15 protein-coding genes and 1 riboswitch are annotated in these 15,693 nt (G+C 38.5%); of the genes, 12 read left to right on the top strand and 3 right to left on the bottom strand.

Annotated features, from left to right (window positions below):
• Positions 1 to 103 precede the first annotated feature (103 nt).
• Positions 104 to 210, top strand: a riboswitch (SAM riboswitch).
• A 79-nt stretch (positions 211 to 289) separates the two neighbouring features.
• From mtnW to ACFX4N_RS08470, 9 genes are all read left to right on the top strand, one after another.
• Positions 290 to 1,534, top strand: a complete 1,245-nt coding sequence (gene mtnW, locus ACFX4N_RS08510) for a 2,3-diketo-5-methylthiopentyl-1-phosphate enolase (RefSeq protein ID WP_013055958.1) — start codon at positions 290 to 292, stop codon at positions 1,532 to 1,534.
• Positions 1,531 to 2,196 carry a 2-hydroxy-3-keto-5-methylthiopentenyl-1-phosphate phosphatase gene (locus ACFX4N_RS08505; protein WP_013055959.1) on the top strand — a complete coding sequence of 222 codons (666 nt, stop codon included), beginning with the start codon at positions 1,531 to 1,533 and terminating at the stop codon, positions 2,194 to 2,196. The genes mtnW and ACFX4N_RS08505 overlap by 4 nt, the downstream gene beginning before the upstream one ends.
• Positions 2,193 to 2,831 carry a methylthioribulose 1-phosphate dehydratase gene (locus tag ACFX4N_RS08500; RefSeq protein ID WP_013082222.1) on the top strand — a complete coding sequence of 213 codons (639 nt, stop codon included), beginning with the start codon at positions 2,193 to 2,195 and terminating at the stop codon, positions 2,829 to 2,831. Before ACFX4N_RS08505 ends, ACFX4N_RS08500 begins: the two co-directional genes overlap by 4 nt.
• Positions 2,832 to 2,846: 15 nt before the next feature.
• A complete protein-coding gene (locus ACFX4N_RS08495) occupies positions 2,847 to 3,362 on the top strand; it encodes a 1,2-dihydroxy-3-keto-5-methylthiopentene dioxygenase (RefSeq protein ID WP_013055961.1) in 516 nt (171 codons plus the stop codon).
• A gap of 122 nt (positions 3,363 to 3,484) precedes the next feature.
• Positions 3,485 to 4,561: a sugar ABC transporter substrate-binding protein gene (locus ACFX4N_RS08490; RefSeq protein ID WP_192100601.1), complete on the top strand. Its 1,077-nt coding sequence runs from the start codon at positions 3,485 to 3,487 to the stop codon at positions 4,559 to 4,561.
• A gap of 16 nt (positions 4,562 to 4,577) precedes the next feature.
• Positions 4,578 to 6,083 (top strand): sugar ABC transporter ATP-binding protein, encoded by a 1,506-nt coding sequence (locus tag ACFX4N_RS08485; RefSeq protein ID WP_029325083.1) that lies wholly within the window; start codon positions 4,578 to 4,580, stop codon positions 6,081 to 6,083.
• The gene (locus ACFX4N_RS08480) at positions 6,080 to 7,114 is read left to right on the top strand and encodes an ABC transporter permease (protein WP_042992251.1); all 1,035 of its coding nucleotides are present in this window, start codon (positions 6,080 to 6,082) and stop codon (positions 7,112 to 7,114) included. Before ACFX4N_RS08485 ends, ACFX4N_RS08480 begins: the two co-directional genes overlap by 4 nt.
• 86 nt (positions 7,115 to 7,200) lie before the next feature.
• Positions 7,201 to 8,541, top strand: coding sequence for a CoA-disulfide reductase (locus tag ACFX4N_RS08475; protein ID WP_098547007.1), 1,341 nt, complete (start codon positions 7,201 to 7,203; stop codon positions 8,539 to 8,541).
• A gap of 440 nt (positions 8,542 to 8,981) precedes the next feature.
• Positions 8,982 to 9,221 (top strand): aspartyl-phosphate phosphatase Spo0E family protein, encoded by a 240-nt coding sequence (locus tag ACFX4N_RS08470; protein ID WP_013055966.1) that lies wholly within the window; start codon positions 8,982 to 8,984, stop codon positions 9,219 to 9,221.
• Positions 9,222 to 9,285: 64 nt separating this feature from the next.
• On the opposite strand, the gene ACFX4N_RS08465 is transcribed toward ACFX4N_RS08470, so the two are convergent.
• Entirely contained in the window at positions 9,286 to 10,017 is a 732-nt protein-coding gene (locus ACFX4N_RS08465; RefSeq protein ID WP_013055967.1) for a ZIP family metal transporter, read from the bottom strand.
• Positions 10,018 to 10,173: 156 nt separating this feature from the next.
• Entirely contained in the window at positions 10,174 to 10,941 is a 768-nt protein-coding gene (locus ACFX4N_RS08460) for a DUF4931 domain-containing protein (RefSeq protein ID WP_013055968.1), read from the bottom strand.
• 199 nt (positions 10,942 to 11,140) lie between these two features.
• On the opposite strand from ACFX4N_RS08460, the gene ACFX4N_RS08455 reads away from it, so the two are divergent.
• A complete protein-coding gene (locus ACFX4N_RS08455) occupies positions 11,141 to 11,611 on the top strand; it encodes a MarR family winged helix-turn-helix transcriptional regulator (protein ID WP_013055969.1) in 471 nt (156 codons plus the stop codon).
• A gap of 169 nt (positions 11,612 to 11,780) precedes the next feature.
• Positions 11,781 to 13,475, top strand: coding sequence for a M3 family oligoendopeptidase (locus ACFX4N_RS08450; protein ID WP_029325086.1), 1,695 nt, complete (start codon positions 11,781 to 11,783; stop codon positions 13,473 to 13,475).
• Between the two features lie 24 nt (positions 13,476 to 13,499).
• Here the strand turns inward: ACFX4N_RS08450 and ACFX4N_RS08445 are convergent, their stop codons facing one another.
• Entirely contained in the window at positions 13,500 to 14,972 is a 1,473-nt protein-coding gene (locus ACFX4N_RS08445) for a PAS domain S-box protein (RefSeq protein ID WP_328142420.1), read from the bottom strand.
• Between the two features lie 451 nt (positions 14,973 to 15,423).
• On the opposite strand from ACFX4N_RS08445, the gene ACFX4N_RS08440 reads away from it, so the two are divergent.
• Entirely contained in the window at positions 15,424 to 15,690 is a 267-nt protein-coding gene (locus ACFX4N_RS08440; protein WP_013055972.1) for a hypothetical protein, read from the top strand.
• Positions 15,691 to 15,693 lie beyond the last annotated feature (3 nt).

Here is a 15,693-nt window from a genome sequence, read left to right as displayed (position 1 = left end):
GGCTTAATATGTAAGAAGTTAACGAGATTAATAACCTATAAATCCTAGCGGTATTTTTTATTTAGTATATAATCTACGAATTCAATTTAAATAAATAGCAACTTTCTTATTAAGAGTAGGTGGAGGGACTAGCCCGATGAAGCCCGGCAACCGACTTAACGCATGTTAAGCACGGTGCTAATTCTTGCAGCAGCAGCTGAGAGATAAGAAGAGCAACGAAAGCCTCTTCTTAATCACAGAAGAGGCTTTTTTATTAACGATATTAAACAGCAAGGGAGTTTTTAGCATAATGAGCGAAATCGTTGCAAGCTACTTACTACATGATAATAAAGGGAATTTTCATAAAAAAGCGGAAGGAATCGCTTTAGGACTAACCGTCGGCTCATGGACAGATCTGCCGCTTTTAGATCAACAGCAGCTTCAAAAGCATAAAGGGCGCGTCGTGTCAGTAACTGAGCTTCAAGATTGCGAACGTGTAAACGGATATTTAGGCGGAGAAATTAAGCAGGCTATTGTCAAAATTGCTTATCCAACTGCCAACTTTTCAAAAGATTTACCGGCTATTTTAGTTACGGTTTTCGGAAAACTATCACTTGATGGAAAAGTGAAATTATTAGACTTGGATTTTCCTGATGAATTATTAGCTGAATTCCCAGGACCGCGCTTTGGAATAGAAGGTATCCGAGAGAAATTAGGCGTTTATGACCGTCCGCTTGTGATGAGTATTTTTAAAGGCGTGATTGGAAGAGATATGACGTACTTAACAACTCAGCTGCGTGAGCAAGCGCTTGGCGGAGTGGATTTGGTTAAAGACGACGAGATTTTGTTTGATAGTGAACGAACACCTTTTGAAGCTCGTGTTACAGAAGGGAAAAAAGTACTGAATGAAGTATACGAAAAAACGGGACACCGCACGCTGTATGCTGTTAATTTAACGGGACGAACGTTTGAATTAAAAGAAAAAGCGAGAAAAGCAGCTGAGCTAGGAGCCGATGCTCTTTTATTCAACGCATTTGCTTACGGGTTAGACGTACTGCAGGAACTTCGAGAAGATGATGAAATTAACTTGCCGATTATGGCACACCCAGCTGTTAGCGGAGCGCTTACGCCATCAGAATTTTACGGTTTTTCAAATTCATTACTGCTTGGAAAGCTATTGCGCTTAGCCGGAGCAGATTTTTCACTGTTTCCATCACCATACGGAAGCGTAGCGCTTTCTCTTGAAGATACGACAGGCATTGCCTACGAATTAACGCGTCCTGTATACAAATATAAGCAGTCTTTCCCGGTTCCTTCAGCAGGAATTCATCCTGGAATGGTACCGCAGCTTATGAAGGACTTTGGAATCGACAGCATTATTAATGCAGGAGGCGGAGTTCACGGTCATCCAGACGGAGCTATCGGAGGAGGAAAGGCATTCCGTGCGGCGATAGATGCAGTACTCTCTCATCAAACACTAGCCGAAAAAGCGGAAGAATCAAAAGAGTTGCAAAAAGCCTTAGAACTATGGGGAACAGTAGAGGTGAAAGCATGACATCGTTAAAAATCTTTTGTGACTTTGATGGAACAATCACAAATAGCGATAACATTATTGCTATTATGAAGCAATTTGCTCCTCCGGAGTGGGAAAGTATTAAAGACGACGTGTTGGCACAGCGCGTCTCCATTCAAGAAGGAGTAGGGCAAATGTTTGCCTTGCTCCCCGTGGAATTAAAGGAAGATATTATTTCTTATATTTTAGAGACGTCTGCTATTCGAGATGGATTTGATGATTTTATTGCCTATACAAAAGAGCACCATATTCCGCTTTATATTGTAAGCGGAGGAATTGACTTTTTTGTAAAACCACTTTTGGGAAATCGAGTTGCAGAGGAAATGCTCTACTGCAACGGATCTGATTTTTCCGGTGAGCGCATTTCCATTACGTGGCCTCATACATGTGATAAACAGTGTACAAATAACTGCGGCTGCTGTAAGCCAACGATTATTCGCCATCTTGCAGATGAAAGAGATCATACGGTTGTTATTGGCGATTCCATTACGGATTTGCAGGCTGCCAAATTAGCTGATACGGTCATTGCACGTGACTTTTTAATCAAAAAATGTGAAGAGCTATCTCTACCGTATCGTCCTTTTTCTACTTTTTATGATGTGATTCATCATTTACAAGAATTAACAGAAGAGGTGAAAGCATGAGTATCATGGCTCAGCAAAGATTGCATGAGCTTGCGGATATAAAAGATGAGCTGGCAGAGCGCGATTGGTTCTTCGGTACAAGCGGAAACTTAGCAATCAAAGTGGATCAAAATCCGACAACTTTCTTTGTATCAGCAAGTGGAAAAGACAAAAGAAAACGTACAAATGAAGATTTTTTATTAGTTGATCAATACGGAAAGCCTGCAGAAGACACGCATTTAAAGCCTTCTGCTGAAACGCTTTTGCACGTTAAGATTTACGATTTAACGAATGCTGGGTGCAGTCTTCATGTACATACAATCGACAACAACGTGATCTCTGAACTGTACGGAGATGAAGGCGTTATTTCATTCAAAGGTCAAGAAATTATTAAGGCGCTAGGTATTTGGGAAGAAGATGCGGAAATTACTGTTCCGATTATTCCGAATTACGCAGATATTCCGACACTAGCAGAAGAGTTTTCTCACCATATAAAAGGCGATCAAGGCGCGATTTTGATTCGTAACCACGGGATTACGGTATGGGGGAAAAATGCATTTGAAACAAAAAAAGCGCTAGAAGCCTATGAATTTCTATTTAGCTACCATGTCAAATTACTGTCACTTAAAGGCATTAAGCCAAAGGTGCATTTATAAAAGGAGGAAACAACAATGGCGCAAATTCGCTTACATGTAAACAATAAAAGAATTGAAACTCAAGAGGAAGTATCAGCTTTTCTGGCAAACAATGAAGTTATTTATGAAAACTGGGATATTACAAAACTTCCAGAAAATCTTCGTGAAAAATATGATTTAACTGATGAAGAAAAAACAGAAATTTTAAACGCTTTTGGTGAGGATATTAAAGATATTTCTGAACGCCGCGGCTATAAAGCTCAAGATGTTATCTCGTTATCGGAATCTACACCAAATATTGATGAATTGTTAAAAAACTTTCAGCGCAAGCATATTCATACAGATGACGAAGTTCGCTTTATTGTAAGTGGTCATGGAATTTTTGTTATTCAAGGAAAAGACGGCGAATTTTTTGATGTTGAATTAGAGCCGGGCGATTTAATTTCAGTACCAGAAAACATTCTTCATTACTTTACACTAATGGAAGATCGTAAAGTAGTCGCTGTCCGAATTTTCGTGACAACTGAAGGATGGGTACCTATTTACGCATAACAATTACTTGTAAAGCATAGGTCATCATCACCCCGCTTTTACATCTAAAAGCGGGGTATTCTTTGGATTATTATAAAACTAACTATTTTTATGTGAATAATAAGTTTAATGGGAGGAACACCATGAAAAAGAGTAAAAAAATGCTGTGGCCACTTACTTTGCTCGTGCTTCTAGTCTTTGCGCTGGCTGCCTGCACGAAAGAACAGCCAAGTCTAAACGAGAAAGCACAGGCAGCTCCAGCGCAGCAAGCGGCTTCTGCTAAGCCTGTACAGCAAGAAGGAAAAAAGGTTACGAAAGATACAAAAATTGCGCTTATTTCTGAATTTACGTCAGGCACTCATGCTGCTCAATATATAACAGGTGTGACAAAAGCGGCTGAAAAAGCAGGAGTACAGCTATCCGTTTCTGATTCAAACAATGATCAATCCAAAATGGCTGCTTATTTAGACACGGCTATTAACCAAAATGTTGACGGTATTATGATTGACCACGGCCGGGCTGAAACTCTTGAACCTGGTGTGAAGCGCGCGATTGCAAAAGGAATTCCCGTTATTGCAACAGACGTAGAATTAAAAGTAGAAGGCGTTACAACCATCGATCAAGACGATTATATGCTTGCGCTCCAGGGCTTGAAACAAATGATGCAGGACATTAACGGAAAAGGAAACATTGTATATGCGTTTGTTGGAGGCTTTGCGCCGATGGAAAAGCGCGACAGCATTTATAAAATTATGATGAATCGCTATCCAGATGTAAAACAAATTGCCACGTTCGGAAGCGCAACGGACAATACCTCATTAGACACACAAAATAAAATGGCAGCTGTGTTGAAGCAGTATCCAAATAAAGGAGACATTGCGGCCGTTTGGGCACCTTGGGACGAATTTGCAAAAGGAGTAACAAGAGCGATTAAAGAAGCAGGACGAGACGAGATTAAAGTGTACGGAGTAGACTTATCTGATGAAGATTTGCAAATGATGCAGGCAAAAAACAGCCCGTGGAAAGCGTCAGCTGCCGTAAATCCAGCTTCAGTAGGAGAAAAGCAAGTTGATCTGCTTCTTAAAAAGATTTCCGGTCAAGACATCCCTCGCTATTATTCCTTTGATCCGGTTTTAGTCAAACAAACAGACTTGCCTAATCAAACGATTAATATGGATCAGCTTAGTCAGTACGTAGAAGAATGGGGTAAAAAAGAATAGAAGTGGAGGGATAGAGATGACGAACGAGCTTTCAATGAAGAACATTATAAAAAACTTTGGTTCTTTTCAAGCCCTCAACAAAGTTGATTTTACTGTTCAAAAAGGGGAAATTCATGCTTTATTGGGAGCCAATGGTGCCGGTAAAAGTACGTTGATGAAAATATTGTGCGGAGCTTACGACGAATACGAAGGAAAGATCTACAAAGACGGAGGTGAAATCTCCATTTCTTCTCCTAAAGAAGCTAAGCGCCACGGCATTGGCATTGTGCATCAAGAAGTCGATGTAGCGCTGATTCCTTCGCTGTCAGTAGCTGAAAACATCGTGCTAGATGTGCAGGCTTCTAAGAAAAGTAAGACATTTGTAAACTGGAAATCTATTTATAAAAAAGCGGAAGAAGCTCTTGCTTTACTTGGTTCTTCTCTATCCGTTAGAAAAAATGTTGTTGATTTAACTCTATCAGAGAAGCAGCAGGTGCTTATTGCACGTGCAATTGTACAGAACGTTGACTATTTAATTTTGGATGAACCAACCGCACCTCTTAGTGTGGAAGAGACGAAACAATTGTTTTCTGTGATGAGAGAGCTGAAGAAAAATGGAGTAGGTATTATTTACATTTCACATCGTCTTCAAGAAGTGGTAGATATTTGTGACCGCTTAACGGTTTTAAAAGACGGACGCTATGTAGCCACAAAAGAAACTTCACATACCTCGATCGAAGACGTGATTACACTTATGTTAGGAACGGCTTCTGTAAAGCAGTGGGTCAAAAAATCAGTAGAAGTTGGAAACCAACTTTTACACGTAGAAGCATTATCTCTTCCAGGGCGGCTTTCTAATATCTCTTTTCATGTAAAAGAAGGAGAAGTAGTAGGTATTGCAGGGCTTGTGGGAGCAGGGAAAACGGAGCTTTGCCGAAGTCTATTTGGATTGGAGCAATATGTCAGCGGCAGTGTTGAGTTAAAAGGCAAGAAATTAAAGTTGAATAAGCAGCCGTATTATTATATTGCACAAGGTCTTTCTCTTGTTCCTGAAGAACGAAGAAAAGAAGGGATTTTTGTTCATGAATCGATTGCGGATAACTTAGTTTTGCCAAGTCTGTCCCGCTTTACAAATTATTCGTTTCTAAAGCGAGGAAAGATCAAAGAAAAAGCGCAGAAAACGACTGGGCAAGTTGGAGTAAAGTCTCATTCTATCGAGCAGTCAGTTGGAACGTTAAGCGGTGGAAATCAGCAGAAAGTAGCAATCGGAAAATGGCTTGTTACGGACTCTGACGTACTGTTGTTCGATGAGCCAACTAAAGGGGTCGATGTAGGCTCCAAGCGAGAGATATTTGATTTAATTACAAATCTTGTGTCACAGCAAAAAGGAGTTGTTTATGCAACCTGTGAATTCGAGGAGCTGTTAGGGGTAGCGGATCGAATTTATGTTATGTACAACGGAAAAATCGTGAAAGAATTATCCAAAGAAGAAGCAACTAGTGAAAAATTATTTTATTATACAGCAGGAGGAGTAAAAGGATGAGTGCGGAGTATGTAACAGAACCTGTAGCGAAACCAAAGAGAAAAATAAGCGTTTTCGACTTTTTTTATAAATATGGGACAGTCTTAATGATTTTTGTTATTATGATTATTTTTTCCATTGCCACACCTAACTTTTTAACAGGAGAAAACATTAGTGATATCCTGCGCTCTATTTCCATTGTTACCTTAATCGCGCTTGGTGTAACAATATCGTTAACCGTCAACGGACTCGATTTATCTGTAGGGTCTACGGCTGGATTAGCCACTATTTTATCAGCCTCTATGCTTGTTTTACACAGACAAGAAATTGCAGTTGCTATCATTGTTCCGATTATTGCATCGCTTCTTATCGGGTTAGTAAATGCTTTTTTAGTAGTGAAAGTAAAGATTCCTGATATTTTAGCTACTCTTTCAATGATGTTCATCGTACAGGGGATTTTATTAACGTATACAAAAGGCTCAGCTATTTATACCAATATGCCTTTACCAAGCGGAGACAGAGCTCCGGGAATTTTTATTCCATCTTTCCTTGCGCTAGGGCAAGGTCACTTTCTAGGTATTCCTGTTCCTGTTATCATTATGCTGCTGACTGTGCTGCTTGTTCATATCGTTTTTTCCTATACGAAGTTTGGGCGTTTTTTCTACGTAACAGGAGGGAACATAGAAGCTGCAAGACTTTCGGGTGTACCGGTTAACCGTTACCGTATGTATGCCTATATGTTTTCAGGATTGCTTGCTGGAATTGGAGGAGTCGTTTTAGCTGCCCGTATTGGAGTAGGAGAAGTGAACGCCGGCTCACCATTTTTAATGGATGCCGTAGCTGCTACATACATTGGCTTTTCCGTATTTGGAGCAGGGAAACCAAATGTATTCGGGACGCTGATTGGCTCTATTTTAATTGGTGTGCTGTTAAATGGGTTAACGATGCTAAATGTTCCGTATTATATGCAAGACATTATTAAAGGAGCTGTATTAGCAGGAGCCTTGGCTTTGACGTATTACCGCTCGAAACAAACATCTACGGCTGTGTGAACAGCCGTTTTTTTTCGTTTGAAATCGGGAAGAATAAGGAAAAACAATAGTATAGCCTATTATTTATGTAGAAAGAGGGAGTATAGATGAAACGTGTCGTCATTATAGGAGGAGTAGCCGCCGGAATGAGCGCAGCTTCACAGCTTCGCCGGATGAAAGAAAAAGAAGAAGTGGAAATCCTTGTGTTTGAAAAAGGTGGAGATATCTCTTACAGCGCATGCGGCATGCCTTACTATCTGTCAGGTGTTGTAAAAGAAAAAGACGATTTGATTGCTCGGACGAAACAAGAATTTGAAGAGCGAAACATCTCCGTCCATCTTTTTCACGAAGTTAAAGAAGTAAATCATACAAAAAAATACATAGTAGTGCAAAATGTAAAGACGCAAACGGAAAAAGAGATAACATATGATGAACTCATCATTGCAACTGGAACAACGGCTGTTAAACCCAATTTTATGAGTGATAACATGCCGAATGTATGCACATTAAAGTCATTAGAAGACAGCGAAAGAATCTATACATATCTACAGGCTCACTCCGTAGAGAAAGTCACCATTATCGGCGGAGGATATGTCGGAATGGAAGTAGCTGAAGCAATGAAGGCTTTGGGAAAAGAAGTACGGGTTATTGAACAGGGAAAGCAGATTCTATCTATTTTAGATCAAGAAATGGCAGAACATTTACAAAAGCAGTTAGATGACGATATTTTATTTCATTTCGAAGAAGAAGTGGAAGCATTGCTGCATTCAGATGGTTCCGTCACTCACGTTCAAACAAACCGTCAAACGTATCAAACAGATTTAGTGATTGTAAATGTAGGAGTTCGTCCGAATACGCAATTCTTAGAAAGAAACGGACTAAGGATGCTTGAAAATGGAGCTATTTTAGTAAACGAGAAGTTGGAAACCAACGTGCCTCATATCTACGCAGCAGGAGATTGTGCAACGAGCTATCACCGCGTATTAAAAAAAGATGTTCATATTGCTCTTGGAACCATTGCCAATAAGCAGGGAAGGGTTCTTGGTTACCGATTAGGGGGAGAAAATAGAGAATTTCCGGGTGTTGTAGGTACAAGTATTGTCAAAGTGATGGACTATGAAATTGGGAAAACCGGCATTTCAGAAAGAGAAGCAAGAGAAAATTCTCTTTTATACAAAGCCATCACGGCCGAAGCTCCGAGTCATGCGTCTTACTATCCAGGAGCTGAAAAGATTGTGATAAAACTTGTTTATCATCCTGAAACAAAAGAGATTTTGGGGGTTCAAATGATTGGTAAAGAAGGAGTAGCAAAACGGATCGATGTATTTGCGATAGCTATTACTTGCCGCCTCACAACAGATGAAATAACCATGCTAGATCTTTCGTATGCTCCTCCTTTTGCTACGGTATGGGATGCTGTACAAATTGCTGCTCAGAAAGCTGAATAGAAAAAGATGCAGGGACAAAAGTATGAAGATCCGAACGAATTGATTCTTGATTAAGAATCAACTTCGTTCGGATTTTTTTGTGGTGATGGTGAACGCAGGCTTCATATATTTAGCTGCTTTTAGCTGTTGATTGGAGGGCAAGGCGAAAACTCCTGCGAGACAAGCGGTTCAGCTCATGTATCCCATTTGTTCGTTTTTAGATTGTATTGATTTCGTTATGTCTCAATCTTTTTTCTATTCGACAAGCAGCATCTTTTGTCGAAAAACAAGTTGTAAAAAAAAGATAAATGGTATTCCTATAGTAATGTAAGCGTTTGTAAATTCCGACAAAATAATTTTTTTGCAAAAAAAATGTCTATTATTGCGACTCTATTTACATATTTAGTAGAATTTGTAATAATGCGTTATAAGCTAATTTTTTTGTCATAGGAGAGGATTTTGTGTTTGGAGTGAGAAATAGAACGAAATCAGAGAGATTATTAGTAGAAATCGTCCAAAAAAGACAAAAGATGGTGCAGATCGGAGAAGAAAAAGGTTTGACTAATGAAGAAACCGTTACCTGTAGTCAAGAGCTTGATCAGCTCTTACTCGTTTATCAAAAGCAGCGTTTAAAAGAAGAGGAAGAAAAGACATCGTTTGCCACACTGATTAGCCGCTTTTTATCTTTTTCAAAGCTGTAATGCAGGACAAGCATTCGGGATCGGGCAGTAAAACAATTATGCTGCCCGTGGCCTCTCTTCACCTTTAAAAAATGTTAATTAAAAAGATCATAAACAAAATACCAAAAATAAACGAATAAGTAGCAAATCTTTCGTTTCCATCGCCGTGACTTTCTGGAATCAACTCTTTATAAATAATAAAAAGCATGGCTCCAGCAGCAAAAGCTAATCCATATGAAACGAGAGAATCAACAAAATTAGTTAAATAAAACCCGAGTAAAGACGTTACAATCTCAACGGAGCCTGTAAGGGTAGCAATTAAAAATGCTTTTATTTTACTGATATTTTGCTGAGCTAAAAATAGCGCGACCAACAGTCCTTCAGGTGCATTTTGAAGACCGATTGCAAGGGCGATTAAGTTCCCTGTATTTTCAACATTTGAAGCGTAGCTAACACCAACAGACAGTCCTTCAGGAAGGTTATGCAAAGTAATAGCGGAAACAATTAAAAGTGCTTTTTCGTCAAACTGAATGCCGGTTTTAGAATGCTCAAGGTCAATGTGAGGAATATTCTGCTCCAAGAGTGTTAATGTTACAACTCCAAGCAGTAAGCCAATGGCTAAGGGAAAAAATCCGCCGCTTTGAAGAGATTCTGGAATCAAGCTCATAGTAGAAGCAGCTGTCATAATACCTGCAGTGAGCGCAAGAAGTATATCTTTCCACCGATGAGTGAGTTCTTGATTCAAAAACAGAATAGGCAAAGCGCCTACTCCAGTCGATAGTGCAGAAAGAATGCTTCCAATTAGTACCTCAGTCATAAACCGTCTCCTTTTACGTATTCTTCTTTTTATCCTCAATTCACATCGTTCTTTTAGTGTATGTTTTTTGTTTTCCATGAGCATGACTATTTTAAAAATGAATAGCTTTATGCAATAACCTTACAAAAAAAGTTGAACCAGTGAAGGTTCAACTTTTTAGGTAAAGTACAGCTCCTGAACTTGGTTAGCAATGTGCTCAAGCTTATTGGAAACTTGAGGAATGCCATATCCTACATACAAAGGAGATGTGGCAAAGCGAGGAATGATTTTCGCCGCAATTTTGCCGTTTTTAAGATTATAAAAAAATAAGTTGTAGCTCGTGCAGCTACGATGAAAATGATTTAATAAATAGTGAGCAGCCGTTTGAAGATAATCTGCAAATGCGTGCAGCTCTTTGTCAAGCTTATCCGTTATCACGTTAAATTCAAAAAAGCCCATTCTAGGTTTTACAGATAAATTAAATGTGACGTGTTCATTTTTGGCAATTGTGACTCCTTCAAACTGCTCTAGCTTCACATTTTCATTTACATCCATCTCATTTAAACCAATAATTTGCATATGAGGATGCCGTAACGATCCTCCGGACATAGGTCCATGGTTTTTGAAGAAAAGAACAGAAGCATATTCACCGCTGTTCATCATAGATATCCATCGTTCAGTAGCGAAGCTCAGCAAGGTGTACAGATGTTCTTTTGGATAAACAGATAGTTCCGAGGAACATTCATCGGTCTCAATAATAACCGTCTGATAAGCATCTTGCAGAACAGGAAATTTATTCTTTAGCCAAATGATAGGTCCTTGTTTTTCAATGATGCCTGTGAGAGATTCAACGTCACAAAATGGACAGGGATTTTGCCGGTTAACGATTGTTTCAGGCTTTTGTGAACCAATCGCGGAATTAAATAATAAATGGGTTGGTTTCATAATCATTCACCTTTTTATGTAATGGTCATATGTTTATTGTATTAAAAGCATATGTATAAATCCACTTATATACATTTTTTATCAAAAAAATTGTACAAGCGGAGAGAATAACCGATGAAATAAGCCTGCTTTGATTGACTTTGAAGGGAAATTTTAGTATTATCTTGATATCAAGATAATATTAAAGGAACTGATTAAAATGACGAATGATGTAACTAGAGAAGAGTTAGACCAATCTCTTAAATTATTTATTGTACTATCTCGTGCCAATCGTTCAATTAATGATCATGTGCATAAATTTATTCAACAGCATGGAATGAATCCAACCGAATTTGCTGTCCTAGAGTTATTGTATCACAAAGGTCAACAGCCTCTGCAGCAAATTGGCGGAAAAATTCTACTCGCAAGCGGCAGTATTACTTATGTAGTAGACAAACTTGAGAAAAAAGGCTTCTTAGAGCGCGTTGCTTGTCCGAACGATCGCCGCGTAACCTACGCAGCGATCACTCCGCAAGGCAAGGAAATGATTGAAAGTATGTTTCCGAGTCATGAAAAAAGAATTCATGATATTCTATCCGTTTTATCTAGCGAAGAAAAGGAAGTTGCTATTTCGATGCTTAAGAAACTGGGGCACTATGCAGATGAATTTTTACCGGAATCGACTAATTAATTAAGGAAAGCTCGTTTGTTTCTGTTGAACAAACGAGTTTTTTCTATGACTTCTTTCATAACCAATCGACATAAAAAATAAAAGTTACAAAAAATTGAAATTAACAGGAATACAGCTGGATAAAAACGAATTAGGTTACATACAGACAATAGAGGAAGGGGAACAAATGATGAAATTTGAGAATTATACATATACGCGACCTGATATGAATGAAATTGAAAAGCAGTTTGAAAAGGCCATTACACATTTTACGGAAGCAGCGTCAGTCAGTCAGCAAAACGAGGCAATTCGTCTAGCAAACGATGCGTATTCTCAGTACAGCACAATGGGGAACATCTGCTATATTCGTCATTCTATCGACACAGCGAATGAATTTTATAAAGAAGAACAAGACTATTTTGATGAAACACAGCCGCTTTTAGAAGGATATGTAGAGAAATTTTACAAAGCGTTAATCTCTTCGCCTTTTAAAGAGAAACTAGAAGAAAAGTGGGGCAAGCAGCTGTTTTCTCTTGCTGAAATGCAGTTAAAAACGTTCTCTCCTGAAATAGTAAAAGAGCTGCAGGAAGAAAATAAGCTATCGTCTCAATATACGAAACTAGTGGCGTCAGCCAAAATTTTATTTGAAGGAGAAGAAAGAACGTTAGCTCAGCTCGATCCGTTTATGGAGTCACCTGATCGAGAAATGAGAAAAAAAGCAGCAGAAGCGAAGTTTCAATTTTTCACCGATCACCAAGAGGAATTTGATGATATTTACGACAAGCTTGTAAAAGTGCGGACCAAGCTTGCTGAAAAATTAGGCTATAAAAATTTTGTAGAAGTGGGCTATGCTCGTATGTCTAGAATAGGCTACGATGCTGAAATGGTTGCCGCTTTTCGCAAACAAGTAAAAGAGTATATTGTTCCCCTTACTGAAAAACTAAAAAAGCGTCAGCAGGAAAGAATTCAAGTAGAGAGCTTAACTTATTATGATGAACCGTTTCAGTTTGAAACAGGAAACGCAGTGCCAAAAGGTGATGAAAAGTGGATTATTGAAAATGGACGGGTAATGTATAAGGAGCTTTCTAAAGAGACGGACGAATTTTTTTCATTTATGCTTGAAAATAATTTGATGGATTTAGTCGCTAAAAAAGGCAAAGCAGGCGGAGGCTACTGTACGTTTATTGAAGAATACAAAGCGCCGTTTATTTTTTCAAATTTTAATGGAACATCAGGCGATATTGATGTGTTAACGCATGAAGCAGGGCATGCTTTTCAAGTGTATTCCAGCCGAGATATGGAAACCAATGAGTATCACTGGCCTACGCATGAAGGAGCTGAAATTCATTCGATGAGCATGGAGTATTTTACATGGCCTTGGATGGAGTTGTTCTTTAAAGAAGACAAAGATAAATACCAGTTTTCTCATTTAAGCTCAGGCTTAACTTTCTTGCCTTACGGGGTAGCGGTAGATGAATTTCAGCATGCTGTATACGAACGCCCTGAGATGACGCCTTCGGAACGAAAACAAACGTGGCGAGAAATCGAAAAGAAATATATGCCTTCTAAAAACTATGACGGCCATCACTATCTAGAAAGCGGGGGCTTCTGGCAGCGCCAGCTTCATATTTACACGTCTCCGTTTTATTATATTGATTACACGCTCGCTCAAATTTGTGCATTTCAATTTTGGAAAAAAGATCGAGAAAATCACGAACAAGCATGGCAAGATTACGTTCATTTGTGTAAGCTTGGCGGAAGTAAGCCGTTTTTAGAATTAGTAGAGGAAGCGAATTTGATCTCTCCATTCGAAGAGGGCTGCGTGCAGTCTGTAGTAGATGAAATTGAAAACTATTTAAATAGTATTGATGATAAAAAGCTATAAAAAAAGCCGCGTTTGCGGCTTTTTTTATTGACATGTTCCTTCTTTCCATAGAGGAATCGTAAGGGTAACGCTGGTTCCTTTGCCAACAGTGCTTTTAATCTCAAATGTTCCTTTATGCTGATACAAAATGTTTTTAATCACAACAAGTCCAAGACCGGTACCTGAGGGCTTCGTGGTAAAAAAAGGCTTTTGAATGTGCGTAAGCAAATGTGAAGGAATGCCGACTCCTGTATCTTTAATGAAAATAGTAAGATCTTTAGTATGCTGAGTAACGTTTAAATGGATTTCTCCTCCGCTAGGCATAGCTTCGAGCGCATTTTTTAATAAATTAATGAGTACTTGCTTAATTTGATTTGCATCACAGCAGATGTATGTATGCGGGGCTTCCACCTGCGTTTTAACTACGACATTTTTTAATATACATTCTGATTCATACAGAAGAATAACGTCATTTAAAATAGTAGAGAATGCCTGCTTTTTCATAACCGTATCATGAGGTTTAGCGAGCAATAAAAATTCTCCAACGATTGAGTTAATACGATTCAGTTCGCTCAGCATGATGGTTGTATAAGAATGATAGCGGCTGCTGTCTTCATGAATAAGCTGAATAAACCCATTCAGAGAAGTAAGCGGGTTTCGAATTTCATGAGCGATTCCCGCTGCCATTTCGCCGGCTAAAGATAACTTATCGGTTTGGCGAAGAAATTTTTCTGTTTCCTTTTCTTCGGTAAGGTCCCGTGAAATACCAAAAAGCGCAACGACCTGTTTATCACGATTAAAAATAGGTGAAACAGTGATTTCTACATCAATTATTTTTCCGTCTTTTCGCTTATCTTGGGTTTCAAAGGCTACCAGCTTTTCTCCTTTTTTAACCCTTTCCAATCGGCTTTCAGCGCCGCCTTTTGAGCCAGCAGGAATAAATGGAATGGATTTTCCGACAATTTCTTCCGCTTTCCATCCGTATATTTGCTCAAAAGCATCGTTTACTTTAATCACTTTGCCATCTAGGCTGAACACGGCAATGGCGTCGCGATTGTATGTAAAAAAAGATTGTAAATACTCTTGAGCTGAGTACAGTTCATCTTCGGTTTTGTTCATTTTGATCGTGGTAATAGCAATCAGCTTTTTAGAGAAATGAGCACAGTACAACAAAATAATCATTGTGATCAGCGTAAACAAAATAAAATAAACAATATCTAATTTTACGAAGGTCACAGATGTAAAAAGAGTGTTGCTTACATAAAAGTACAAAACAATCACAATAGACATCAATGTAGAAATTACAATAGCGATATAGCTATAATAAATAAAGCTAACAATAATTCCAAGAAACAAAAATAAATAATTAATAACAGCAGGTTCAATAGATGTCATGTACGCAATATAGGCATAATAGCATATAAAAAAAGAATACATAATGATGGTAGGATGAAAACGAAAGTAATACATAGCCGTCACTACCAATAATAAAATTCCTCCGCTTATAAAAACAATCAAATGAGGGTCAGCTGCAATGAAGTGGTATAACACAATGTGGACAAAATATAGCAGCCAAAAAATAAGTAAAAGAATAAAATTCCGTTTTTTTATGAGGTTGTGTGATTCCATAAAAAATCCCTTTCTTAAATGGTGAATAATTTTATAGGAGAATAACTTTATAGTCAGCTAGTTGCACGATATAGTAATATATCACTCATATTAGCATAGTTACAACTGTGTGAATAGCCGAATTGAGCACTTAGACCAAGGAAGATAGATCTAGAATGTAGCTGATCATAAACTATTAAGGAAATATGAGGGGAATATGGACGAAATGAAGGGGATGTAAAGCTTTTGTGATAACCTTGTAAAAGTGAACTTTTTTCTAATTGGATAGGCTATACTGTCAGTAGAGCCATATGAATGGTGACTACATAGAGGCTCAGATGATTCGAAAGGAGACGGTAAAATGAACAAAAGTTTATTAGTCAAGTTATTTGGATCACTTCTAGCAATTATGTTAATCACAGCATGCAACTCACAAACGGATGAAAAAGATGCCACAGAACAGCAAACAGAACAGTCGGATGATACTCAAGCGGAGGATACAACTACAGATGATTCACAGGAAACAATGAAGCAAGACGAAGCAGATGATTCATCTGGGGATGAAGCAGCTGATGATCAAGAAGAATCAACGGATAGTGCTGACGAAAAAACAGATGAAAGTAAATAAACG

It is taken from the genome of Priestia sp. YIM B13551 (genome assembly GCF_042787905.1).
Classification (GTDB): Bacteria; Bacillota; Bacilli; order Bacillales; family Bacillaceae_H; genus Priestia.
The sequence above is the reverse complement of the archived record's forward strand: the minus strand, read 5'-3'. Positions and strand labels throughout refer to the sequence as shown.